The sequence below is a fragment of the Klebsiella sp. CN_Kp091 genome (assembly GCF_040065095.1).
GTDB classification, from domain to species: Bacteria; Pseudomonadota; Gammaproteobacteria; order Enterobacterales; family Enterobacteriaceae; genus Klebsiella; species Klebsiella aerogenes.
Window position 1 is genome coordinate 58,734 of record NZ_JBEAIO010000043.1, and the last position, 23,234, is coordinate 81,967.

A 23,234-nucleotide genomic window follows, 5' to 3' on the forward strand; every position below is an offset into this window, starting at 1 on the left:
ATTCAGGAGATTCGATCATGGCCAGCAGAGGCGTAAACAAGGTGATTCTCGTCGGTAATCTGGGGCAGGACCCGGAAGTACGCTACATGCCAAGTGGCGGCGCTGTCGCCAACTTCACGCTGGCAACTTCCGAATCCTGGCGCGATAAGCAAACCGGCGAAATGAAAGAGCAGACTGAATGGCACCGCGTTGTGCTGTTCGGCAAACTGGCGGAAGTCGCGGGCGAATACCTGCGTAAAGGTTCTCAGGTTTATATCGAAGGCCAGCTGCGTACCCGTAAATGGACCGATCAGTCTGGCCAGGACAAGTACACCACTGAAATCGTGGTAAACGTCGGCGGCACCATGCAGATGCTGGGCGGCCGTCAGGGCGGCGGCGCACCGGCAGGCGGCGGCCAGCAGCAGGGCGGTTGGGGTCAGCCTCAGCAGCCGCAGGGCGGCAACCAGTTCAGCGGCGGCGCGCAGTCTCGTCCGCAGCAGCAGGCCCCGGCAGCGCCATCTAACGAACCGCCGATGGACTTCGACGACGATATCCCGTTCTAAGGTTTTCCTTATTACCTACTGCCTATGCAGTTAGCCAACAAAAAGCCCCGAGTGTTCGGGGCTTTTTCGTTTCAGGCTCTCAGGTTGCCGGGGCCGAAGCTTCAGGAGCGGGTGACGGAGCCGCGTCTGGTTGAAGCTTACCTGTTCCTGGCTCGGGTAGCGGGGTGGCGGTCGCTTTTTGTTTACGGGCGATATCATCCATTATCAGTCGATAGGCAATGTAGTATTTATAGATATTACTGACATAGGTCACCGTCTCAGCGCCGATTTTTTCCGCCGCGAGATTCTCAACGTTGCCAAACCAGATATTCGGATCAAAACCGCGTTTTTGGGTTTCCGTACGTAGACGCGCGATACGCGCCGGGCCCGCATTGTAGGACGCGAACGAAAACAGCGCTTTATTAAGCGGCGTCATTGGCTGATCGCCATAGTAATGATCAATCATCCAGCGCATATACTTCACGCCGGCATGAATGTTGGGATCGATTTTCTTAATATCGCCAACTTTTAGTTCCTTGCCGGTCGCGGGCATGACCTGCATCACGCCGATTGCGCCAACGTGGCTGCGTACCGATTGATTGAGCCGCGATTCCTGATATCCCTGGGCGGCCATCAGCAGCCAGTCGACATCATAGCGTTCGCCATATTTTCTAAAAATTTCCACCATCTGCAAAAACTTAGCGCGCTCTCTGTTGGCTGCGGCGTTTTTAACGTAGGTCGCGCTTTTCAGGTAGCGCAGCAGAATCGTGTTTCCCAGGGTGCTGCCTTGACGATTATTTTTCACGAAATTATTCAGCACCGCGAGAAGCTGCGGGTTGTCTTTGCGGACCGCCCAGGCGATGTCGCCTCCCTCCCGTAATACAATGTCTTCATGCACCTGAATTTTTGGAAACACCTGTTTCCAGAAAATCGCTTTATGGCGATCCACTACGATCAGGGGTATCAGATCGGCATTGAGCATTTCGAGAAGATCCTCATCCTCGAGCGCTTCAGGTGCTTCCTGCAAAATGACCGGCGGCAGCGCTGCTTTGGCAAAGCGGGCGTTAAGCGCCTGCAAACTTTCGTAATAGCTGGATGAGCGTCGAACAAACACGGTTTTACCGGAAAGCTGCTCCAGGCTTTTTACCTCGAGCGATGATGGCCCCGAAACTAATAGTTCTTTGACATCGCTATAGAGCGGGGTGGTAAAGGCGACCTGCTCCTGACGCGATGAAGTAATCGTGAGATTGGCGGCAGCGATATCCCCTTTGCCTTCATTCAGTGCCTTGAACAGGTTATCCCGCGTCACCGGGATAAAAACGATCCGCACTTTGAGGTGTTTCTGCTTCAGCTTCTTCTCTTTTGCCAGCTTGCTATTGAGATCTTTTTCTAAAGCGATGAAAAGATCGTGGGTGGCGCCGCGTTGGGTACCCTTGTCGATAAAAAAGAACGTTTTGCTGTAGGTCGTCAGCACCCGGATCGCCCGCCGATTGATCATATCGGGAAGATCGCCTTTTTGTGGCTGCATGATGTGATCCATATCGATGGTCAGCTCAGCTTTATCCTTATGCGCCGGCGACGCTTTACTCGTCGAAGCCGCTGAAGCGGAGAAGGCAAACAGTATGGCGAGAAGGCAGCAGGAAACCATCGCCAGGCGACGTTGAAAACCGAAGATGTTCATGATGCGGCACTCTGCAGGGGGATGGTTATATTTTAGTCAATGCAAACGCGCCCCTGTGCCTTTTTCTATCTACCTCCCTCGTGTGCTGCTCGGCGTAGGTGGTATTTGCCTGTTTGCGAAAATTCAAAGGACAGAGGCACTTCTCATACTAGAAAATATTTTCATTTTGCGATTGCTAATTGATTATTCCGCCCACTTGAATATCAAAATGATATTTTTGTCTGCTATTTAAAATATATTGTAAGGTTAGTTATAGTCTTTGCATGGTTTTGTTTTTTTAGTATTAATACATAATTCGTAGAATGCCCGGGTTAGCTTACTTCAAGAGAGGTATAGCCGAGATGTATCAGGCTTGGTCTATATCACAATATTAATCAGCCACCTTGCAGATAACGGCCTGGAGTGCTATCACTAAATTTCCCGTAACAGATTTTACTTACAAGGACGGAAGATGAAATGGACGATTCTTAACACCCTTATCTGCCCGCATACCGGCGTTGCATTCTCGTCAATATCGGGGCTGCGGTTTCTGAAGTTTATTATCTGGTATGAAGCCGATCTTTTATTAATTCCTGGCGAAACCATGAAGCTTTATTCATCTAAAGTTTTAATTAATGATCAATATCATTCATTAAAAATTTATAACATCACGTGTTATGACGATAAACAGTGGGAAACGTTAAGAGAGCGGCCAACCTGTCCGTATAATTTCGAGGTCGCGGAGCCGGAATTTTGTCTTTATCAATCGTATTGTGCGGTTAAGCGCTGCCCGAACGAGCGTCTGCGGCCGATGTTATACGGATAATATTAGCTCGGGTAGAGAAGAACATCATCGTTGCTGAAAATAAAAAAGCTTCCCGCAGGAAGCTTTTTTATCAGGTCATCATCATTGGCCACTCTGGCGGCGTCTGACTCATGACTTCAACCATGACATCTTTAATGTTGCCCCAGATTTTGGCGACATCCACCATGGTGATACCTAACAAGCCGGTGGCAAACCAGCAGGCGGCAGCCAGACCCAGACAGCTACAAATAATCGCTAAGCCGGCATAGTCGCTTTTACGTAATTGAATATTCAGCGAGCTGGCCAGGAACATCAATACCGCGCTCACCAGGGGCCAGCGCAAAAGTACGACACTGGTAGTAATGGAAGCCATTAACTTATCCTATCTCTCAAAGAAATTCGGGAGCCTTAGACAACCTGGCGCGATTATCAATAATGAGACGCTCTGGCTATCTGGGGGCACTTCAGGGAGTGATGAAACGACAGTTCTGTTTCATCAACTTGTGTGAACTATATCACATTTGTTGATTTATTCACCAGACAAAAAATGACCTTTTTTGACATTTAAAAACCATGTTGTGAGTGTGGTTAATTGCGCGGCAATGCGTACCAGCTTGTCTGATGGCCGTTTTTCGACGCCGTTAAGGACCGGACTAGGACTGCCGATAATTGATCTACGGGTTTTGTTACTTATTACGAGTAATTGTACGGAGAAACCGAATTAGTAAGTGGCTAGTGTCTTAATTATTACGAGAATGTTTCTCGATCCATCTATAAGTAAGTATGATTCATCATTATTAGGTGTGAGGTTTTTACATAAACGTGTTCGTTGCTGAAATTCGCTGTTTTTTATAACAGTCGGTAATGCCTGGTTTTTGTCCTTATACCGTGATTGAGGCGTATCGCATGGATAAAAAGCGGAAATGAATCGTAACGCGCCGCATAAGGCGTTAAGAATATTCTTCATCATACTGGTGGTTGTACTGCCGGTGGTGTTGGCGTTGTGGTTTGCGCAAATCAGGGCCAAGGAAGAAATCTCAGATAGACTGCAATCGTTTTCGCAGCTGGCGCTGCAAAAAACGGAAATGGTCATTCATGAATCCGAGCAGGCGCGCGAAAAAGCCATGCGGTTTACCGGGTTAATGTGTTCCCCTCAGCATCAGCAGTACATGTTGAATATTGTTCGCGGACTACTGTACGTTGATGACCTGATTTACGCGAGCGGTAACACTTTCCTTTGTTCCACAGCGGTCCATCCCGAAGAGGGCTGGAGAATATCCGCGGCGAATTATACTCGAAATCCCGACATCTCCATCTACTACTATCGCGATACGCCGTTTTATCCCGGCTATGATATGAATTATATGCAGCGTGGGCATTATGCCGTGGTGGTTAACCCCCTCTCTTATAGTTCAGTCATTTCCAGTGATAAAGATTTAGCCTACGGCGTCTTCGACACCAAAACGAACATGTTTTTCTCCGTGAGTAAAAACGTTGATGCCAGGGAGCTTCATCGTCTTATTCGCCACGAAGACGCTTTTTTCAATCAGGATGGCCGGGTTTATACCGTCGCCCATTCGTCGATTCGGCCGATTGCGGTCATCATGTCCACCTCGCGCGCCAGCTATTATGCCAGCCTGTACGATCAGGTTACTTTGACCCTGCCGTTAGGAATTATTTGCAGCATATTGATTCTGATGGTCTGGTCGCGAAGCCGTCAGCAGTATCATTCGCCGCGCAATAAGCTGCAGCGAGCGTTAAGCCACCGCCAGCTTTGTCTGCATTACCAACCTATTATTGACATCAAGAATAACCGCTGCGTCGGCGCCGAGGCGCTGCTACGCTGGCCGGGATTTGACGGTCCGGTGATGAGCCCGGCGGAGTTTATTCCGTTGGCGGAAAACTCAGGCATGATTGCTCAGGTAACAGATTACGTGGTTGACGAGTTGTTCAACGATCTTGGTGAATACCTGGCCAGGCATCCGCAGCTCTATATCGCGATTAATCTTTCGGCATCCGACTTCCATTCCGCGCGGTTAATTGCGCAGATTACTGAGAAAGCGCGCAGCTACGCGGTTTGCGTGAAGCAAATCAAAATTGAAGTCACCGAAAGGGGATTTATCGATGTGCCGAAAACCACGCCGGTGATTCAGGCTTTCCGCGAGGCGGGCTACGAGATAGCTATTGATGATTTCGGCACCGGTTATTCCAACCTGCATAACCTCTATTCGCTCAACGTCGATATTCTGAAGATTGATAAATCTTTTATCGATACGCTGACGACTAATAGCACCAGCCACCTGATTGCCGAGCATATCATCGACATGGCGCGTAGCCTGCGTTTAAAAACCATCGCTGAAGGGGTAGAAACGCTGGATCAGGTGGATTGGTTACTTAAGCGCGGCGTACAGTTTTGTCAGGGATGGCATTTTGCGAGGGCAATGCCGCCGCAGGAGTTTATGCAGTGGCTGGCCAAGTCCCCGATCTTACTGCGTACGCCGCACGACGGTCGTCAGGCGGAAATCTGATGACGGTAGTCGCTGGGAGTGCGATCGAACTCCCGGCGGAACACCCGCGAGAACGTCTGCTGCGAGACGTATCCCAAATCCATCGCAATATCAAAAATAGGACGCTGCGTGGTTCTCAGCGCTTCAGCAGCGAGCAGTAGCCGGCGCTGACGAATGTAATCACCCAGCGTTTGGTGGGTAACGGTACGGAACATCCGCTGCAGATACCATTTCGAGTATCCCGATTTTTTAGCGACTACATCAATGTTAAGTGGTTGATCGATATGTTCATCAATCCATTCAATAAGCGTTTGGATAATATCCTGATGGGACATAAAGCGGCCTCTCTCAATTCTCGATTCGTCGTTTTGTCTGTCGGCGAGTATAATTCCTCAAGTTAACTTGAGGTAAAGAGCTTTATGGAAAAGAAATCAGCCCGTATCAAAATGCTGCTTTCTCCTGGAGAAGTGGCTAAACGAACCGGCGTCGCCGTCTCGGCGCTGCACTTTTATGAAAGTAAAGGGCTTATCCGCAGCCAGCGTAATGCCGGCAATCAGCGGCGATATCGCCGTGATGTACTGCGAGCGGTAGCCATTATCAAGATTGCGCAACGTATTGGCATTCCGTTGGCGACCATCGGCGAGGCATTTGGCGTCCTGCCGGAAGGACATAATCTGAGCGCCAAAGAGTGGAAACAGCTGTCGTCGCAATGGCGGGAGGAGCTGGACCGGCGTATTCACACCCTGACTGCGCTGCGTGATCAACTCGACGGCTGCATCGGCTGTGGTTGTTTATCGCGCCGCGATTGCCCATTACGCAACCCAGGAGATAAGTTGGGTGAAGAGGGGACCGGCGCACGCCTGCTGGAAGAGGATTAATCGTGATACCTACAAAAAACTAAAGCGCCACAACAGGGCGCTTTAGTTGTTTTCCGGTCTTTGTCTTTCGCATTATCCCGCTGGCTCACGGGAGGGTTTCCCCCGACGTCGACTCCCCTCAGGTATTGCGCAATGTGTTGAAGGAGGTTCCGGATTGCGTCGACAATGTAATTGTGGCACAGCCTGCTGATTTTGCCTGTTGGTGTTGCCGAAATTTTTCCGTCATTGGCCGCCTGTTCCTATAGTTAATTTGAACGAACAACAGGAGAGCGCCATGTTGACGGTCCATCACCTCAACCAATCCCGCTCGCAGCGCGTGCTGTGGGCGTTGGAAGAACTGCAATTGTCCTATCAGGTCGTCTGCTACCAGCGTGAAAAAAACATGCAGGCGCCGCCGGAGCTGAAAAAAATTCACCCGTTGGGTAAATCGCCGGTGCTTGAGGATCAGGGCGTAGTGCTGGCGGAGTCCGGCGCCATTCTGGAATATCTGCAGGAGACCTACGATAGCGCCCAGCAGCTGAAGCCGCAGGGGCGGGAAGATAAACTGCAATATCGCTTTTGGCTCCATTATGCCGAGGGATCGTTAATGCCCTTGTTGTTGATGAAGCTTATCTTCGCCAGCCTCGGCAAACCGCCGGTGCCGCTTGGCATGCGCACGCTGGGCGGGGCGTTGGGCAAAGGGGTGCAAAAGGCGTGGCTGGATAGACAGCTGGCGACCCATGCGGCATATATTGAACAGCATCTGGCTGGCCAGCCGTGGTTTGCCGGCGGCGCGCTGAGCATGGCGGATATTCAGATGAGCTTTCCGGTGATGGCGTTACTGGCGCGCGGCGGCATTCAAGACCTGCCGCACACCCGCCGCTGGCAGCAACAGGTTGAATCGCGACCGGGCTGGCTGAATGCTATTGAGCGCGGCGGGCCGTTTACCCTACCTGGCGGTTAATGCGCTGAAAGCGGATTAAAACATATAAAAATGTTAATGCTTTGCGCATTGACGATAACGTTTGCGCATCGTTTGTCTATTTCCTGAGCTTTGGCGGCGAAATTTGGCAAAATACGACAAACTTCAGTTGAAAAGGGTCGTCTAAAGACAGGATAATCGTTTGCCTTTTTACTTTGCTCGTTTTTTCCCCTGCCGATAGGGGGAGCAAAGACATTCCATACATCGCATTGTATGTGCGGAGTTAAACGTTTGCTTTTTCTCAGCCTCCCTCCTGGCGCCGGGAAACAGCACAAGGAGATGGCGTTTAACTGGCAGTGGATGGTCCATCACGCATGCAAGCGAACGATCAAAATTTTCAGGGGAAGTTTTCTATGTCTACGCCTTCAGCGCGTACCGGCGGTTCTTTAGACGCCTGGTTTAAAATTTCAGCTCGCGGCAGCTCCGTACGTCAGGAAATCGTTGCCGGATTAACCACCTTCCTGGCGATGGTGTACTCCGTCATCGTAGTGCCGGGAATGTTAGGCAAAGCCGGTTTTCCGCCGGCAGCGGTGTTCGTCTCGACCTGCCTGGTGGCGGGCGTCGGTTCATTAGTGATGGGTCTGTGGGCTAACCTGCCGCTGGCTATCGGCTGTGCGATTTCGCTGACTGCCTTTACCGCTTTCAGCCTGGTGCTGGGACAACACATCAGCATTCCGGTGGCATTAGGCGCCGTGTTCCTGATGGGGGTATTGTTCACCATTATCTCCGCCACTGGTATTCGTAGCTGGATCCTGCGCAATCTGCCGCAAGGCGTGGCGCACGGAACCGGCATCGGTATCGGCCTGTTCCTGCTGCTGATCGCCGCCAACGGCGTCGGCCTGGTAATTAAAAACCCGCTGGACGGCCTGCCGGTGGCGCTGGGCAATTTCGATAGCTTCCCGGTGATGATGTCGCTGATTGGCCTGGCGGTGATTATCGGCCTGGAAAAACTGAAAGTGCCGGGCGGTATTCTGCTGACCATTATCGGGGTCTCCATTATCGGGCTGATTTTCGATCCCAACGTCCACTTCTCCGGGATTTTCGCCATGCCGTCGCTGAGCGATGACAAAGGCAATTCGCTGATTGGCAGCCTCGATATCATCGGCGCGCTGAACCCGGTGGTGCTGCCAAGCGTGCTGGCGCTGGTTATGACCGCGGTATTCGACGCCACCGGCACCATTCGCGCGGTCGCCGGCCAGGCTAACCTGCTGGATAAAGACGGGCAGATCATCAACGGCGGCAAAGCGCTGACTACCGACTCCCTGAGCAGCGTGTTCTCCGGCGTGGTGGGCGCAGCCCCTGCGGCGGTGTATATTGAATCGGCGGCCGGTACGGCGGCGGGCGGTAAAACCGGCCTGACGGCAGTCACCGTTGGCGTGCTGTTCCTGCTTATCCTGTTCCTTTCCCCGCTCTCCTATCTGGTTCCGGCCTATGCGACCGCGCCAGCGCTGATGTACGTTGGCCTGCTGATGCTGAGCAACGTGGCGAAAATCGACTTCAATGACTTCGTGGATGCGATGGCGGGGCTGATTACCGCGGTGTTCATCGTGCTGACCTGCAACATCGTAACCGGCATCATGATCGGTTTTGCGTCGCTGGTGATTGGCCGCGTGGTATCCGGCGAGTGGCGTAAGCTCAATGCGGGCACCGTGATCATCGCGGCGGCGCTGGTCATCTTCTACGCTGGTGGGTGGGCGATTTAACTTTTCCTGCTAACGACGGGCGGCTTTGGCCGCCCGTTTAATTTTTCAGCCACATCCTGTTTCCTTTTGCGTTAATCTGAGTAGCGTATCATTTCGAGACATGACGCCTCGGATGTAAAAAAAGAAAACGCAGCAAACAGGGAACACATGGAAATATTCTTCACCATACTCATCATGACCCTCGTGGTCTCTCTCTCCGGGGTGGTTACACGCGTACTGCCCTTTCAGGTTCCATTACCGTTAATGCAAATCGCCATCGGCGCGCTGTTGGCCTGGCCGACCTTTGGTCTGCACGTCGAGTTCGACCCTGAACTCTTCCTCGTTTTGTTTATCCCGCCGCTGCTGTTTGCCGACGGCTGGAAAACGCCGACCCGCGAGTTTATCGAGCACGGGCGAGAAATCTTCGGCCTGGCGCTGGCGCTGGTGGTGGTCACCGTGGTCGGTATCGGCTTCCTGATTTACTGGATTGTGCCGGGGATCCCGCTGGTTCCGGCATTCGCCCTTGCGGCGGTGCTGTCGCCGACCGATGCCGTGGCGTTGTCCGGTATTGTCGGCGAAGGGCGGATACCGAAGAAAATCATGGGCATTCTGCAGGGCGAAGCGCTGATGAACGACGCTTCGGGCCTGGTGTCGTTAAAATTTGCCGTTGCCGTGGCAATGGGCACGATGGTGTTCACCATTGGCGGCGCCACCGTTGAGTTCCTGAAGGTGGCGATTGGCGGCATCCTGGCCGGTTTCGTGGTCAGTTGGCTGTATGGCCGCTCAATGCGTTTCCTCAGCCGCTGGGGCGGCGATGAACCGGCAACGCAAATTGTGCTGCTGTTCCTGCTGCCGTTCGCTTCCTACCTGATTGCCGAACATATCGGTTTCTCCGGGATCCTGGCGGCGGTGGCCGCAGGGATGACCATCACCCGTTCCGGGGTGATGCGTACCGCGCCGCTGGCTATGCGCCTGCGCGCCAACAGCACCTGGGCAATGCTGGAGTTCGTGTTTAACGGCATGGTGTTCCTGCTGTTGGGTCTGCAGCTACCGGATATCCTGTCGAGTTCGCTGGTGGCGGCAGAAGCCGATCCTAACGTTGAAACCTGGATGCTGTTCACCGATATCGTGCTGATTTACGCCGCGCTGATGCTGGTGCGTTTCGGTTGGCTGTGGACGATGCGTAAGCTTAGCCAGCGCTTCCTGAAGAAGAAGCCGATGGAGTTTGGCTCCTGGACCACCCGTGAGCTGCTGATCTCCTCCGTCGCCGGGGTGCGCGGGGCGATTACTCTCGCCGGTGTGCTGTCGATTCCGCTACTGCTGCCGGACGGCAACGTCTTCCCGGCGCGTTACGAGCTTATCTTCCTGGCCGCCGGGGTGATTCTTTTCTCCCTGTTCGTCGGGGTCATCGCGTTGCCGATTTTGCTGCGGCGTATTGAGTCTACCGACCACGTACAGCAGCGCAAAGAAGAGCGTCTGGCGCGTGCCGCGACGGCGGATGTGGCGATTGTCGCGATTCAGAAAATGGAAGAACGCCTGGCGGCGGATACCAAAGAGAATATCGACAACCAGCTGTTGACCGAGGTAAGTTCGCGCGTCATCGGTAACCTGCGACGCCGTGTGGATGGCCGTAACGATGTCGAAACCTCGATGCTGGAAGAGAGCCTTGAGCGCCGTTTCCGTCTGGCGGCGCTACGTTCGGAGCGCGGTGAGCTGTACCACCTGCGCGCGACGCGGCAAATCAGCAACGAGACGTTGCAGAAGCTGCTGCACGATCTCGACCTGTTAGAAGCGCTGTTAATCGAAGATCAGTAACCTTAAGTCCCGGTAAGCGCGACGTTTATCGGGACTACTCGCGGTGCCGTTAATTTATTCACCATGCTGGCTGATACTGCCGGTACCAATGGCCTCAAAATCCCCCGGTGGCGCTGCCGCTTACCGGGGAGTTACTCCAGCCAAAATGACTTACTGCACTCCAGCCACGCCTGGGCGCTGCGCGACATATATACGCCTTCCCGCCAGATCATCCCTAATTCCCAACGTAATTCGCTCTCCAGCGGGATCCAGTAAAAATCCTCGGCATCCAGCCGCTGGCAAATCGGCTCCGGCAAAATCGCCACGCCAATGCCCGCCTGCACCATTGCCGCCAGAAAATCCCACTGGCCGCTGCGCACGGCGATACGCGGCTTCACGTCATGCTCGGCAAACAGGCGCATCAGCTGCTGGCTGAGGGCAAAATCTTCGTTGTAGATAACCAACGGATGCTGCGCCAGCTTCTGCGGCGAGATCGAGGTGATATCCTGCCATTGCGCCGTCTTTGGCACGAGGACGCAGAGCGGATGGCTGAAGAGCGACAGCGTGGTCAGACCGCTGGCCTCATCGACCGGTAGCGCGGTCATCGCCAGATCGAGCTCGCCGTTGCTAACCGCCTGCTGTACCGTCAGCCCGCCGAACTCGGAAATTTTCAGCTCCACGCCGGGATAACGCAGGCGAAACCGGCTGATGGGCTCAGCCATCAACATGCCGACCATCGGCGGGATCCCCAGCCGCAGCACGCCTTTATTCAGATGGTTGATATCGCTGAGCTCGGCTTTTAACTGGCTGAATTCGCCGAGTATCGCCTGCCCGCGTTCGAAAACTACCCGGCCGGTATCGGTTAATAACAGCTTACGGCCATCACGGATAAGCAGAGTGCAGTTGAGCTCGTCTTCCAGATTTTTGAGCATCTTGCTGATGGTGGGCTGCGTGACGAAGAGCTTCTCCGCCGCGCGGGTAAAGCTTTGCTGGCGGACGACTTCGACAAAATATCGCAACGTACGTATATCCATGATTATTCCCTGAGACTATACCTGTGATGATTTTAATTCATTTCTGTCAGTAAGGGCGGCTCTCTATACTTCACGTCTGTCTTATTTTTAGGGAATTCCGCTCATGGCCTTCGCGCCAGCACGTGTTGCGCCTTTCGTGGCGCGACGTCTTCAGGTACCGGTTCAGGTACTGCTCTATGCCGGGCTGTTTGTCTGCGCTGAATATCTGGTTAATTGGCTTCATCTCCCGCTTCCGGCCAATCTTGTCGGCATGTTGATGCTGCTGATGCTTATCGTCTGCCGGGTGATACCGCTGAACTGGGTGCGCGCAGGCGCGCGCTGGCTGCTGGCGGAGATGCTGCTATTTTTCGTCCCGGCGGTGGTTGCCGTCGTTAACTATGCGCAACTGCTGATGGTGGACGGCTGGCGTATCTTCCTCGTCATCGCGCTAAGCACCACCCTGGTATTGGGCGCCACGGCGTGGGTAGTGGATAAGGTTTATCGCTACGAAGTGAGCAGGTTGAAAGATGAGTGATTTTACCCTGAGCGTGTTGTGTCTGGCGGTCACCCTCGTGCTCTATTTTGCCAATAAGCGTCTCTATCGCCGCTTCCACAAACTGCCGTTGATGCCGCTGGTGCTGACGCCGGTATTGTTGGTGCTGATCCTCGTCTTTGGTCATATTTCCTACCAGAGCTATATGGGCGAGTCGCACTGGCTATTGTGGCTATTGGGGCCAGCCACCATCGCCTTCGCCGTGCCGGTCTATGACAACATGGCGATTATCAAGCGTCACTGGATGTCGTTGACTGCCGGGGTGGTAACGGCTTCGCTGGTGGCGGTAACCACTTCCGTCTGGCTGGCGCGTCTGTTTACTCTTTCAGATGAGATCCAGCGAAGCCTGGCGGTGCGCTCGGTGACCACGCCGTTTGCGCTGGCGGCAGCGAAACCGCTCGGCGGTCAACCCGACTTAGTGGCGCTGTTTGTGGTGGTTACCGGAGTCTTTGGCATGGCGATTGGCGACGTGCTGTTCTTACGCTTGTCGATAAGCGCCGGCATGGCGAAAGGAGCCGGCTTTGGCGCGGCGTCCCACGGCGCCGGGACCGCTCGTTCTTACGAGCTCGGGCAGCAGGAGGGCGTGGTCGCCAGCCTGGTAATGATGCTTTCCGGCGTAGTGATGGTACTGGCGGCGCCTTTGGTGCGCTGGGCGATATTTTAAACTTCAGCAGTTTTACCCCGAAGTACAGCGGGTAAGGCTGCTGATATTAGAATGAGTTAAGAAACTACGTATATATAAGATGTTTGGCGTAATTAATATTTAAAGTGTTTAGGCTTTATTCCGAATCCATCAGGATACATTAATTTTCTTTCTGGCTGAGTGTATATCTAATTTGTTGATGTTTATGATTTTATGTTTTGTGATGCCTGGTGATAAATTTCTGCTAATAAGTGATGTTAGCTCTTCTTATTGAAAAATATTTTCTGCTCGATATTATTTTGATGTGGGATATTATTATTGAATGGATTCAATGAGTGACCACGTGGTGAAGTATGACGGGTATAAATTGATCTTATCATTATTTGCATGACGCATTTGTAATGCGAATATTGAATTCCATTCTCTAATATACCTGCATGAAGCAATTGACGGATTGATTGTCATTTTACAATGGATATGGGAATTCATATGAAAATCAGTAAAAAATATTTATTCAGCGCGCTGGCGATTTCCGCCTCCTGTATGTTGTCTACTATTACGCAAGCGGCGCCGAATACCATTACCTTCACCGGTACCGTTTCTGATACAACCTGCACCGCAACCATTGACGGCGGCGTAACTGCGATTGCCATGGGGACCGCGTCGGTTGCAGATTTAAAAGCCTATACCTACGGCGCGGCGAAAAACTTTTCCTTTAAGCTGGCTGATTGCCCAACCACTGAAGAGGGAGGGAGCACTATCGCTCGCGTAACATTTGGTGGCGAAGCAGACAGCGCTAATAGCGATTATTTTAAAAACCAGGCAGGCTCGGAAGCGGCATCAGGCGTTGCCGTTGCTATCTTCGACAATGCGGGAAATTTACTCAAAAATAACGTTGAGGGCGCCGATGTTGATATCTCCTCTGGTGAGGCGACCATCCCTTTTACGGTAAAAATGGCTAAATCAGGAAGCGCTGACCCAACTAAAGGCGCAGTACAAACCACTGTGACTTATAACGTGACTTACTATTAATATTATTCATGGAGCAAGGGGAATCTATCCTGATTCCCCTGGAATAAAATCAGATGAGATATTTTCTGTTATTTTTCGGGTTATTATCTATCACCAGCGCGCAAGCGAGCGTAGTGGTTGGCGCAACTCGCGTGATATTTGACGGTGCAAAAAATAATGCCGAGGTAGCTGTAGAGAATAAAGATAATAGCTCTGATATTGTTCAGTCGTGGGTCTCATTGGTGGATGCCACATCTCCGGCGAAAGACTCATTTATCATTACCCCTCCGCTTTTTCGCTTAAAAGCGGGAGAAAAAGGTTTCGTGCGAATAGTGCGTTCCGGTAAGCCTCTGGCCGCCGACCGTGAATCCATGTTTTGGCTTAACATTAAAGGTATTCCGGCAATGAATAATATGCCAGATACTAATATGGTTCAGTTTGCTATCAATTCAAAGATAAAACTTATCTATCGTCCCGCTGAGCTTAAAAACAGTTCGCCAGAAATGTATGCCGGGAAATTACAATGGCAGCGCTTGGGAAGCTTTATTAGTGTAAAGAACAACTCACCACTTTATATGAACTTCTCGCAGATTGGCATTAACGGTAGGAATATTTCTGGCGGATGGTTTGCCGCCCCGTTTACGACGTTAAAAATACCAGCTGAAAGTAATTTATCCTCGACAGGGAAACAATCGATCACATGGAGCGTGATTAATGATTATGGTATGTCAGGAAAGAAATACACTGCGATCGTACAATAGTTCGAAGTTAATATACTGCCGTATTATTTTAATCCTGTCCGCTGCCGCGTTGAGCGTTAGCGTACAGGCGAGTGAATATTTTAATCCCCATCTCCTTGAGGTTACGGAAAGCCAATCAACTGCTGTCGATTTATCCTATTTTTCTCAGGAAGCGGTACCGCCGGGCCGCTATAGCCTGGATGTTTATATAAATGATAAATTTGTTTCTTCTGAATCTATTGATTTTAAAAAACATTCCGGCGATGCCGCGATGGCGGTTCAACCTTGCATTCGGCTTGAGCTTCTTAAAACGTGGTTAATTAATACCGAGAGTTACCCGAAGCTTGCTGCCGCGGGAACGGAATGCGCTCGCCTGTCTGCCATTCCGGGGCTGGAGTACACCGTCGAACTCGCCCAGCAGCGGATTAATTTTTCGATTCCACAGGTCGCGTTACTGAATCGGCCAAGAGACTATGTGCCGGAAAATCAGTGGCAGCAAGGCATCAATGCCGGTGTACTCAATTACAGCCTATCCGGCCAGCGTAGCATTCCGCGTCATGGCGGCGCCGCGACGGAGAGTCAGTTTGTCAGCCTGCAGCCAGGTATTAATTGGGGAGCGTGGCGTATACGCAACTACAGCACGCTTAACCATAGCGATGATGGCAGCCGGTGGGAATCGGTTTATAGCTATCTTGCGCGAGATATTCATCGGCTGAAAAGCCAGTTGGTGATGGGCAATACCTATACCGCCTCGGATATTTACGACAGTTTGAACTTCACTGGTCTACAGCTAAGTTCGGACAAAGAAATGCTACCAGATAGCCTGCATGGTTTTGCGCCGACGATTAAGGGAATTGCGCGGACAACGGCCGAAGTTTCTGTTTATCAAAACGGCTATAGTATTTATAAAACGACGGTTGCCCCCGGCGCCTTTGAGATAAAAGATCTGTACTCTACCGGTAGCGCTGGCGATTTGTACGTCAATATTAAAGAGTCAGATGGCAGTCAGCAAAGTTTCGTCGTTCCTTACGCATCATTGGCGATTTTGCAGCGCGAAGGGCAGTTGGATTACACGTTTAGCAGCGGTAAGACCCGCTCGGCCAATTCAGGCGGTAAAGAATATAATTTTGTCCAGTCAACTTTGGCTTACGGGCTTTCCAGCAACGCCACGCTCTATACCGGGTTTCAGCAAGCTGAAGATCGGTATACGAATATACTCGTAGGTACCGGATTCAATCTCGGTATTGTTGGCGCTCTTTCTCTGGATGCTTCCGGCTCTTTGGCTGAGATGAAAAATAACGATAACTCGCTCTTTGCAACTAAAGAGAAAGGGCAATCCTATCGCCTGCGTTTTAATAAAAGTTTTATGCAATCGGGGACCAGTTTTTCCGTCGCGGGTTATCGCTATTCCACTTCCGGATATTATTCTTTTGCCGACTTTATTGATGAGACTACCGCTGATAGTGACCGCAGTTCATTAACCGGTCGCAAAAAAGGTCGTTTTGATGCGTCAATTTCGCAAACGCTATCTGACTACGGCTCACTGTCGCTTTCACTGGTCAATGAAACGTATTGGGATAACTCAAGAATGGCCTCTTTAGGCGTTGGTTATAGCGGTACTATCGGCAAAGTGTCTTACTTTGTTAATTATTCATACAACCGTAATGTCCAAAGTACAGACGATAGCGGGGAGAACAATCCAGACAGCGACACTATCGTGTCACTCACGCTGAGTGTGCCGCTCGGCGAAACGATGTCAGCCAATTACAGTATGAGCGCGGGCCGTAAAAGCGATACCACGCACAGTGTCGGTCTTAACGGGATGATGCTTGCCGATCGTTCGCTGAACTGGAACGTTCAGCAAGGCTATGACGCCAGTGATAAAAGTATCTCCGGAAATATTGGCGTGGGTTATCAAGGATCAAGGGGCGAAGTGACCGCCGGATATGGTTACGATCGCTATAGCAACCATTACAACTATACGCTGCGTGGCGGCATGGTTGCTCATTCAGGTGGACTTACGTTTTCTCGTTTTCTGGGGGAAAGCTCGGCGCTGGTTGAAACGCCAGGCGTCAGCGATGTGACGGTGCGCGGTCAAACGAACGTCAGCACCGATTCGGCGGGTTACGCTATTGTGCCTTATATCCGCCCTTATCATAGCAACAACTTGTCATTGGATGAGCAGCAGGTCACTGGCGCCGAAGTGGATAATGTGGTGAGAACCGTGGTGCCGACGCGCAACGCCATCGTGAAAGTAAAATACGATACCTATATTGGCTATAAGGCAATGATTACCTTAAAAACGAAGTCTGGAATTGTCCCATTTGGCGCCATCGTGTCTCTGGATAATAATAATGGACGAGCCAATGATATCCGCAGCAATATTGTTGGTGATGGCGGACAGGTATATGTAACGGGCCTCCAGAAAAAAGGTGCGCTGCTTGTAAAATGGGGCAGCGGTAGCAATGAGCAGTGTCGGGCAGTTTATGACTTTAGCGGCCAGGTTTCGGACCAGGATATTATTTTCTATCAGGCTATTTGTTATTAACTTTTCACGCTGAGAGTAATAAATGAGTAAAGTTAAAAAAATAACTTCGATATTAACTTGCGCCCTTGTTTTATTGCCCGGCAGCTTTTTTATCGCGCCTTGCGCGCTGGCATATGATGAGTCGAGTACGCTTAATATTAACGTCACGGGAAGTATCGAGGAGCCCTCCTGCGAGGTGGCGGTTAAACCGTCAACCACCATCGACTTAGGCACGGTGTCCTATCAAACTCTGACGGGGAAAGCAGGATCCCATGGGCAAAGTACGCCGGTTAAATTAGAGTTTACTAACTGTGCTGCGGGTTTAACGTCGGTTACGCTATCATTCAGTGGTTCATCTTATGATGATACTTATCCTTCAATCTACAAAAGTAATCAAACAGGCAGTAACGGCGCCAGCGGCGTCGGAATGCAATTGCTTAGCCAAACCGACCAACAAACCTTAGGCCCCAACGAACGCTATCTCTATACCTTTGATAACACTGATACGCATACTTTTAATATGCTTGCTCGAATGTATTCACCCTATGGAAAAATAAGCGCTGGCGTAGTGGGTTTTACGGCCACGTTTGATGTGGCCTATAAATGATATTTATACAGGGAAGAGTATGAAAAAATACATTTTACTGTTACTGGTTATTATCTTTCCTGTTTATGGTTGGGCCTGTGATGGGATTAACTATGGCAGCGTCTCTATGACCAATTTGCCGGAGAAAATCCTCGTCAATGCCGGTAGCTATTCGGCTGGTACTATTTTATATGACTCCGGCAAAATTACGCGCGCGCAGACAACGTTATTAAATTGTGAAGGTGAAACCTACGCGCTTTTTAAGTGGGCATCAGACAATGCGGGTACGCTAATTGGCGATAATATCTATACCACCTCGGTTTCAGGCGTTGGTATTCGTGTGAAAGTCTGGCTAAATATCACAGGTGAGTACGGTGGCGATACCAATGATTTTAGCAGTGATTATCAAACGCATTATATTGGCGATGCGAACTATTATCTGGGCAAGCCTACGGGATTTGGTGATAGCTTCGCGACAACCAGTTACTCGCCCGCGTATCAACTACAGTTGGTCGCCACCGGCGGGCCGATCGCCAGCAATAGTACTTTAACGTTTGGCGATCCGATTTCCAGAGTATCGGTTCAGGATAATGTCGGCACCACCAGTATTTCTCCCTTGCATATCAGCGGCACCACCACGATTCAACTGACCCCGATGGGCTGTGTAACCAATAGCTCGGGGCTCAACTTCGCGATGGGGACGGTCAGCGCCTCGGCGTTTAATACCGCGACGAAAGTGGGCTCCGTCCGGCAATCTGTCACGCTCGCCTGCGAACCCGGGACTAACGTATCGATGCGGGTGACGGCGGCACAAGCGGGCGGTGATAATCCTGATAACACGGTGATGGCGCTGACGGCAGATAGCAATGTCGCCACCGGCGTTGGCGTTCAGCTTAATCTGAATGGCGAGGCGTTACCGTTGAATACGGATATCAGCTTGTATTCTTCAAGCCGCACCACGGTGACCAATAGCGGCGCGGATGCTGGCTATACTATTTTTACTAATCCTGATAGCCCCGGCGGCGCCTATGCTTTAGACACGTTGCTATTCTCAACCAATTACTACAAAACAGGGGCGACGGTGACGGCGGGCTCGGCAAATGCGGCCGGGGTGATAACTTTTACCTATAACTAAACCTCAGCCTCCTCCCCAGCGCGAGGAAGAGGCTGATACGCTTAGTGCGCCTGACCGCGTTCGATACCGATACCGGTTTGCGAACGGATGAACTGAGCGCGGAACTGCTCGCGCTCGCGCATCCCTTCGGCGGAGTTATCGGTAATCGAGAACAGCCAGATGCCGATGAACGCGATGGCGATGGAGAACAGCGCCGGGTATTCATACGGGAAGACGGCTTTCTCGTGTCCGAGGATCTGCACCCATATGGTCGGGCCGAGGATCATTAGAATCACCGCGGTCAGCAGGCCGAGCCAGCCGCCAATCATCGCGCCGCGGGTGGTCAGTTTCGACCAGTACATCGACAGCAGGATAATCGGGAAGTTACAGCTGGCGGCGATAGAGAACGCCAGGCCGACCATGAAGGCGATATTCTGGTTTTCGAACAAAATCCCCAGCAGAATCGCCACCACGCCAAGGATCAGCACGGTGATTTTCGATACTTTCAGCTCCTGACGTTCGGTCGCGCCTTTACGGAACACGTTAGCGTAAAGATCGTGAGAGACCGCCGATGCCCCCGCCAGCGTCAGTCCGGCGACTACCGCCAGAATTGTGGCGAACGCCACCGCCGAGATAAAGCCGAGGAACAGGTTACCGCCGACGGCATCCGCCAGATGTACTGCCGCCATGTTGTTGCCGCCGATAAGCTGTCCGGCCGCGTCTTTAAACGCCGGATTCGCCCCCACCAGCATGATCGCGCCAAAGCCGATGATAAAGGTCAGAATATAGAAGTAACCCATGAAACCGGTGGCGTAGAACACGCTCTTACGCGCTTCTTTGGCGTCGCTGACGGTGAAGAAACGCATCAGAATATGCGGCAGGCCCGCGGTACCGAACATCAAGCCGAGACCGAGCGACAGCGCCGATATCGGGTCTTTCACCAGCCCGCCGGGGCTCATGATCGCCGCCCCTTTCGGGTGGACCGCCATCGCTTCAGTGAACAGATTATTGAAACTGAACCCGACGTGCTTCATCACCATAAAGGCCATAAAGCTGGCGCCGAACAGCAGCAGGACCGCTTTGATAATCTGCACCCAAGTGGTGGCAAGCATGCCGCCGAACAGCACGTACAACACCATCAGCACGCCGACCAGCACCACCGCCACGTGGTAGTTGAGGCCGAACAGCAGCTGGATGAGCTTACCGGCGCCAACCATCTGCGCGATCAGATACAGCGCCACCACCACCAGCGAACCGCAGGCGGAGAGGGTGCGAATCGGCCCCTGCTTCAGGCGATAAGACGCTACGTCGGCAAAGGTATAGCGGCCGAGGTTACGCAGGCGTTCGGCGATCAGGAACAGGATAATCGGCCAGCCGACGAGGAAGCCGAGCGAGTAGATCAGACCGTCGTAGCCGGAAGTGTAAACCAACGCGGAAATGCCGAGGAACGAGGCCGCGGACATAAAGTCGCCGGCAATCGCCAGACCGTTCTGGAAACCGGTGATATTGCCGCCTGCGGTGTAGTAATCGCTACGCGAACGTACGCGTTTTGACGCCCAGTAAGTGATATACAGCGTCAAGGCGACGAAAATCACGAACATGATAATCGCCTGCCAGTTGGTCGGCTGACGCTGCACCGCGCCGGTAATGGCATCGGCGGCGTTGGCCGCGAAAGGGAACGTGGCGGCAAGCGCCGTCAGGACTTTTTTCATGATGCTTGCACCTCGCTAATCACGCTTTTGGTCAACTTGTCGTATTCGCCGTTTGCCCGCCAGACGTAAATCCCGGTCAGAACGAAGGAGATGATAATGACGCCGATGCCAATAGGGATACCGCGGGTGACGCTGGTGCCTTCATGCAGCGGCGTCCCCAGCCAGCCGGGCGCGAAGGCGATAAGCAAAATAAAGCCTACGTAAATGACCAACATAATGACTGACAGAATGGCGGCAAACCGTTGCCGTGATGCAACTAACTCCCTGAAATGCGCACTATTTTCTATCCGCTGACAAATTTGTTCATTCATCTTAGCGTCTCCAGAGGTAACCCTTATGTCATCCATCGGCTATCCGTCGGCAACAGTGACCCGCCCGACGCTATTGCGTCGAGTCGTCGCTGATTTACCGCTTTCCTGCTGAATAGAATCCTTGGGGGGAGTTTATGTTTTTAACCTCTCCCTCCTAAGAGGGAGAGGGGGGTAGGTATCGTGTTAAGAAGGCATCGCAATGGCCTGCTTCTCTTCGAGCAGTTTGTCCACTACGCCCGGATCGGCCAGCGTCGAGGTATCCCCGAGATTACTGGTATCGCCAGCGGCAATCTTACGCAGAATACGGCGCATGATTTTGCCGGAGCGGGTTTTCGGCAACGAGTCGGTCCAGTGCAGTACATCCGGCGTCGCCAGTGGGCCAATCTCTTTGCGCACCCAGTTACGTACTTCGGCATACAGTTCCGGCGTCGGCTCTTCACCGTGATTCAGCGTCACGTAAGCGTAGATGGCCTGGCCTTTGATGTTATGCGGAATGCCGACCACCGCCGCTTCGGCGATTTTCGGATGCGAAACCAGCGCGGATTCAATTTCCGCGGTGCCCAGACGGTGGCCGGAGACGTTCAGTACGTCATCGACGCGACCGGTTATCCAGTAATAACCATCTTCGTCGCGACGGGCGCCGTCGCCGCTAAAGTACATATTTTTAAAGGTCGAGAAGTAGGTCTGCTCGAAGCGTTCATGATCGCCAAACAGGGTACGCGCCTGGCCAGGCCAGGAGTCGGCGATAGCCAGGTTGCCCTCGGTCGCGCCTTCCAGCGGCGTCCCTTCGTTGTCCACCAGCACCGGCTGGACGCCGAAGAATGGACGCGTGGCGGAACCGGCTTTCAGCTCGGTGGCACCCGGTAGCGGGGTAATCATGAAGCCGCCGGTTTCGGTCTGCCACCAGGTGTCCATCACCGGGCACTTCTCGTTGCCGATCTTCTTCCAGTACCACTCCCAGGCTTCCGGGTTAATCGGCTCGCCGACCGAGCCGAGGATGCGCAGTGAGGAACGATCGGTACCTTCGATAGCTTTGTCGCCCTCCGCCATCAGCGCGCGGATCGCCGTCGGCGCGGTGTACAGAATATTGACCTGATGTTTATCCACTACCTGGCACATGCGCGCCGGGGTCGGCCAGTTTGGCACGCCTTCAAACATCAGCGTGGTGGCGCCGCAGGCCAACGGGCCGTACAGCAGGTAGCTGTGACCGGTGACCCAGCCCACATCGGCGGTGCACCAGTAGATATCGCCCGGATGATAATCAAAGACGTATTTGAAGGTAGTCGCCGCATACACCAGGTAGCCGCCGGTAGTGTGCAGCACGCCTTTAGGCTTGCCGGTCGAGCCGGAGGTATAGAGGATGAACAGCGGGTCTTCGGCGTTCATTTCCACCGCTTCATGTTGGTCATCCGCTTTTTCAATCAGATCGCTCCACCACAGGTCGCGACCTTCCTGCCAGTCGATTTTGCCGCCGGTGCGTTTGAGTACCACTACGTGCTCGATGCTGGTGACGTGCGGGTTTTTCAGCGCATCATCGACGTTTTTCTTCAGCGGGATGGCGCGACCGGCGCGTAACCCCTCGTCAGAGGTGATCACCAGGCGAGCGCTGGAGTCGATAATACGACCGGCAACCGCTTCCGGCGAAAAGCCGCCGAAGATAACCGAATGGATGGCGCCGATGCGCGCGCAGGCCAGCATAGCGACGGCGGCTTCCGGCACCATCGGCATATAGATAGCAACGACATCGCCTTTTTTAATGCCCAGATCGAGCAATACGTTGGCAAAACGGCAAACATCGCGATGGAGTTGGCGATAAGTGATGTTTTTGCTCTGGCTGGCGTCGTCGCCTTCCCAGATGATCGCGGTCTGGTCGCCGCGCTCGTGCAGATGGCGGTCGAGGCAGTTGGCCGCGAGGTTCAGGGTGCCATCTTCATACCATTTGATGGAGATGTTTCCCGGGGCGAAAGAGGTATTTTTTACCTGCGTATAGGGCTTAATCCAGTCGAGGATTTTGCCTTGCTCACCCCAGAAGGCATCTGGGTTGCTGATGGATTGTTGGTAGTTCACCTGGTACTGTTGCGGATTCATCAGGCAATGTTCCGCAATCTCTGCGGGAATAGGGTGTTTATGTATTTGGCTCATGGCTTTTTTTCTCCTTTAACTTGTTAAATATATGTCAAATAACCGTTAAGAATAGGGGCTTTATGAGCTTTGTT

21 protein-coding genes are annotated in these 23,234 nt (G+C 52.4%); 14 read left to right on the plus strand and 7 right to left on the minus strand.

Annotated elements, in window-relative coordinates:
* Positions 1 to 17: 17 nt before the first annotated feature.
* Positions 18 to 542, plus strand: coding sequence for a single-stranded DNA-binding protein SSB1 (gene ssb1 / locus ABLV17_RS17910; protein WP_015368746.1), 525 nt, complete (start codon positions 18 to 20; stop codon positions 540 to 542).
* A 79-nt stretch (positions 543 to 621) separates the two neighbouring features.
* Here ssb1 and ABLV17_RS17915 read toward each other — a convergent pair whose 3' ends face one another.
* Positions 622 to 2,202: a lytic transglycosylase F gene (locus ABLV17_RS17915; protein WP_308958490.1), complete on the minus strand. Its 1,581-nt coding sequence runs from the start codon at positions 2,200 to 2,202 to the stop codon at positions 622 to 624.
* Between the two features lie 451 nt (positions 2,203 to 2,653).
* On the opposite strand from ABLV17_RS17915, the gene iraM reads away from it, so the two are divergent.
* A complete protein-coding gene (gene iraM / locus ABLV17_RS17920; protein ID WP_308958491.1) occupies positions 2,654 to 3,007 on the plus strand; it encodes an anti-adapter protein IraM in 354 nt (117 codons plus the stop codon).
* A gap of 70 nt (positions 3,008 to 3,077) precedes the next feature.
* Here the strand turns inward: iraM and ABLV17_RS17925 are convergent, their stop codons facing one another.
* Positions 3,078 to 3,359: a YjcB family protein gene (locus tag ABLV17_RS17925; RefSeq protein WP_015704055.1), complete on the minus strand. Its 282-nt coding sequence runs from the start codon at positions 3,357 to 3,359 to the stop codon at positions 3,078 to 3,080.
* 550 nt (positions 3,360 to 3,909) lie between these two features.
* Here ABLV17_RS17925 and ABLV17_RS17930 point away from each other — a divergent pair.
* Entirely contained in the window at positions 3,910 to 5,514 is a 1,605-nt protein-coding gene (locus ABLV17_RS17930) for an EAL domain-containing protein (RefSeq protein WP_308958493.1), read from the plus strand.
* Here the strand turns inward: ABLV17_RS17930 and soxS are convergent.
* Positions 5,499 to 5,828, minus strand: coding sequence for a superoxide response transcriptional regulator SoxS (gene soxS / locus ABLV17_RS17935; protein WP_015368734.1), 330 nt, complete (start codon positions 5,826 to 5,828; stop codon positions 5,499 to 5,501). The two genes, ABLV17_RS17930 and soxS, sit on opposite strands and share 16 nt — an antisense overlap.
* 84 nt (positions 5,829 to 5,912) lie before the next feature.
* Between soxS and soxR the strand changes: the two genes are divergently transcribed.
* The 4 genes from soxR (at position 5,913) to ABLV17_RS17955 (ending at position 10,829) form a co-directional block, all read left to right on the plus strand.
* On the plus strand, positions 5,913 to 6,371 hold the full coding sequence (soxR, locus tag ABLV17_RS17940) for a redox-sensitive transcriptional activator SoxR (protein WP_087858828.1): 459 nt from the start codon (positions 5,913 to 5,915) through the stop codon (positions 6,369 to 6,371).
* A 274-nt stretch (positions 6,372 to 6,645) separates the two neighbouring features.
* Positions 6,646 to 7,314, plus strand: a complete 669-nt coding sequence (locus ABLV17_RS17945) for a glutathione S-transferase (protein ID WP_087858827.1) — start codon at positions 6,646 to 6,648, stop codon at positions 7,312 to 7,314.
* Positions 7,315 to 7,685: 371 nt separating this feature from the next.
* A complete protein-coding gene (locus ABLV17_RS17950; RefSeq protein ID WP_015368730.1) occupies positions 7,686 to 9,035 on the plus strand; it encodes an NCS2 family permease in 1,350 nt (449 codons plus the stop codon).
* A gap of 147 nt (positions 9,036 to 9,182) precedes the next feature.
* Complete coding sequence (locus tag ABLV17_RS17955) at positions 9,183 to 10,829, plus strand: Na+/H+ antiporter (RefSeq protein ID WP_015368729.1); 1,647 nt, start codon at positions 9,183 to 9,185, stop codon at positions 10,827 to 10,829.
* A gap of 131 nt (positions 10,830 to 10,960) precedes the next feature.
* On the opposite strand, the gene ABLV17_RS17960 is transcribed toward ABLV17_RS17955, so the two are convergent.
* Entirely contained in the window at positions 10,961 to 11,842 is an 882-nt protein-coding gene (locus ABLV17_RS17960; RefSeq protein ID WP_087858825.1) for a LysR family transcriptional regulator, read from the minus strand.
* A gap of 103 nt (positions 11,843 to 11,945) precedes the next feature.
* Here ABLV17_RS17960 and ABLV17_RS17965 point away from each other — a divergent pair, with 103 nt between their 5' ends.
* From ABLV17_RS17965 to ABLV17_RS17995, 7 genes are all read left to right on the plus strand, one after another.
* The gene (locus ABLV17_RS17965) at positions 11,946 to 12,356 is read left to right on the plus strand and encodes a CidA/LrgA family protein (RefSeq protein ID WP_113375005.1); all 411 of its coding nucleotides are present in this window, start codon (positions 11,946 to 11,948) and stop codon (positions 12,354 to 12,356) included.
* Positions 12,349 to 13,038, plus strand: a complete 690-nt coding sequence (locus ABLV17_RS17970; RefSeq protein ID WP_087858823.1) for an LrgB family protein — start codon at positions 12,349 to 12,351, stop codon at positions 13,036 to 13,038. Before ABLV17_RS17965 ends, ABLV17_RS17970 begins: the two co-directional genes overlap by 8 nt.
* 450 nt (positions 13,039 to 13,488) lie before the next feature.
* The gene (locus tag ABLV17_RS17975) at positions 13,489 to 14,049 is read left to right on the plus strand and encodes a fimbrial protein (protein ID WP_162750243.1); all 561 of its coding nucleotides are present in this window, start codon (positions 13,489 to 13,491) and stop codon (positions 14,047 to 14,049) included.
* Positions 14,050 to 14,102: 53 nt separating this feature from the next.
* On the plus strand, positions 14,103 to 14,789 hold the full coding sequence (locus tag ABLV17_RS17980; RefSeq protein ID WP_087858822.1) for a fimbrial assembly chaperone: 687 nt from the start codon (positions 14,103 to 14,105) through the stop codon (positions 14,787 to 14,789).
* Entirely contained in the window at positions 14,743 to 17,316 is a 2,574-nt protein-coding gene (locus ABLV17_RS17985) for a fimbria/pilus outer membrane usher protein (RefSeq protein WP_348854525.1), read from the plus strand. Before ABLV17_RS17980 ends, ABLV17_RS17985 begins: the two co-directional genes overlap by 47 nt.
* Positions 17,317 to 17,338: 22 nt before the next feature.
* Positions 17,339 to 17,902 carry a fimbrial protein gene (locus tag ABLV17_RS17990; protein WP_308958495.1) on the plus strand — a complete coding sequence of 188 codons (564 nt, stop codon included), beginning with the start codon at positions 17,339 to 17,341 and terminating at the stop codon, positions 17,900 to 17,902.
* A 19-nt stretch (positions 17,903 to 17,921) separates the two neighbouring features.
* The gene (locus ABLV17_RS17995) at positions 17,922 to 19,016 is read left to right on the plus strand and encodes a type 1 fimbrial protein (RefSeq protein WP_113375008.1); all 1,095 of its coding nucleotides are present in this window, start codon (positions 17,922 to 17,924) and stop codon (positions 19,014 to 19,016) included.
* Between the two features lie 41 nt (positions 19,017 to 19,057).
* Here ABLV17_RS17995 and actP read toward each other — a convergent pair whose 3' ends face one another.
* The 3 genes from actP to acs all read right to left on the minus strand — a co-directional run bounded on the left by actP (position 19,058) and on the right by acs (position 23,160).
* Positions 19,058 to 20,707, minus strand: a complete 1,650-nt coding sequence (gene actP / locus ABLV17_RS18000; RefSeq protein ID WP_213317920.1) for a cation/acetate symporter ActP — start codon at positions 20,705 to 20,707, stop codon at positions 19,058 to 19,060.
* Positions 20,704 to 21,018 carry a DUF485 domain-containing protein gene (locus ABLV17_RS18005; protein ID WP_045398145.1) on the minus strand — a complete coding sequence of 105 codons (315 nt, stop codon included), beginning with the start codon at positions 21,016 to 21,018 and terminating at the stop codon, positions 20,704 to 20,706. The genes actP and ABLV17_RS18005 overlap by 4 nt, the downstream gene beginning before the upstream one ends.
* A gap of 183 nt (positions 21,019 to 21,201) precedes the next feature.
* Complete coding sequence (gene acs, locus ABLV17_RS18010) at positions 21,202 to 23,160, minus strand: acetate--CoA ligase (RefSeq protein WP_032709622.1); 1,959 nt, start codon at positions 23,158 to 23,160, stop codon at positions 21,202 to 21,204.
* Between the last annotated feature and the right edge of the window lie 74 nt (positions 23,161 to 23,234).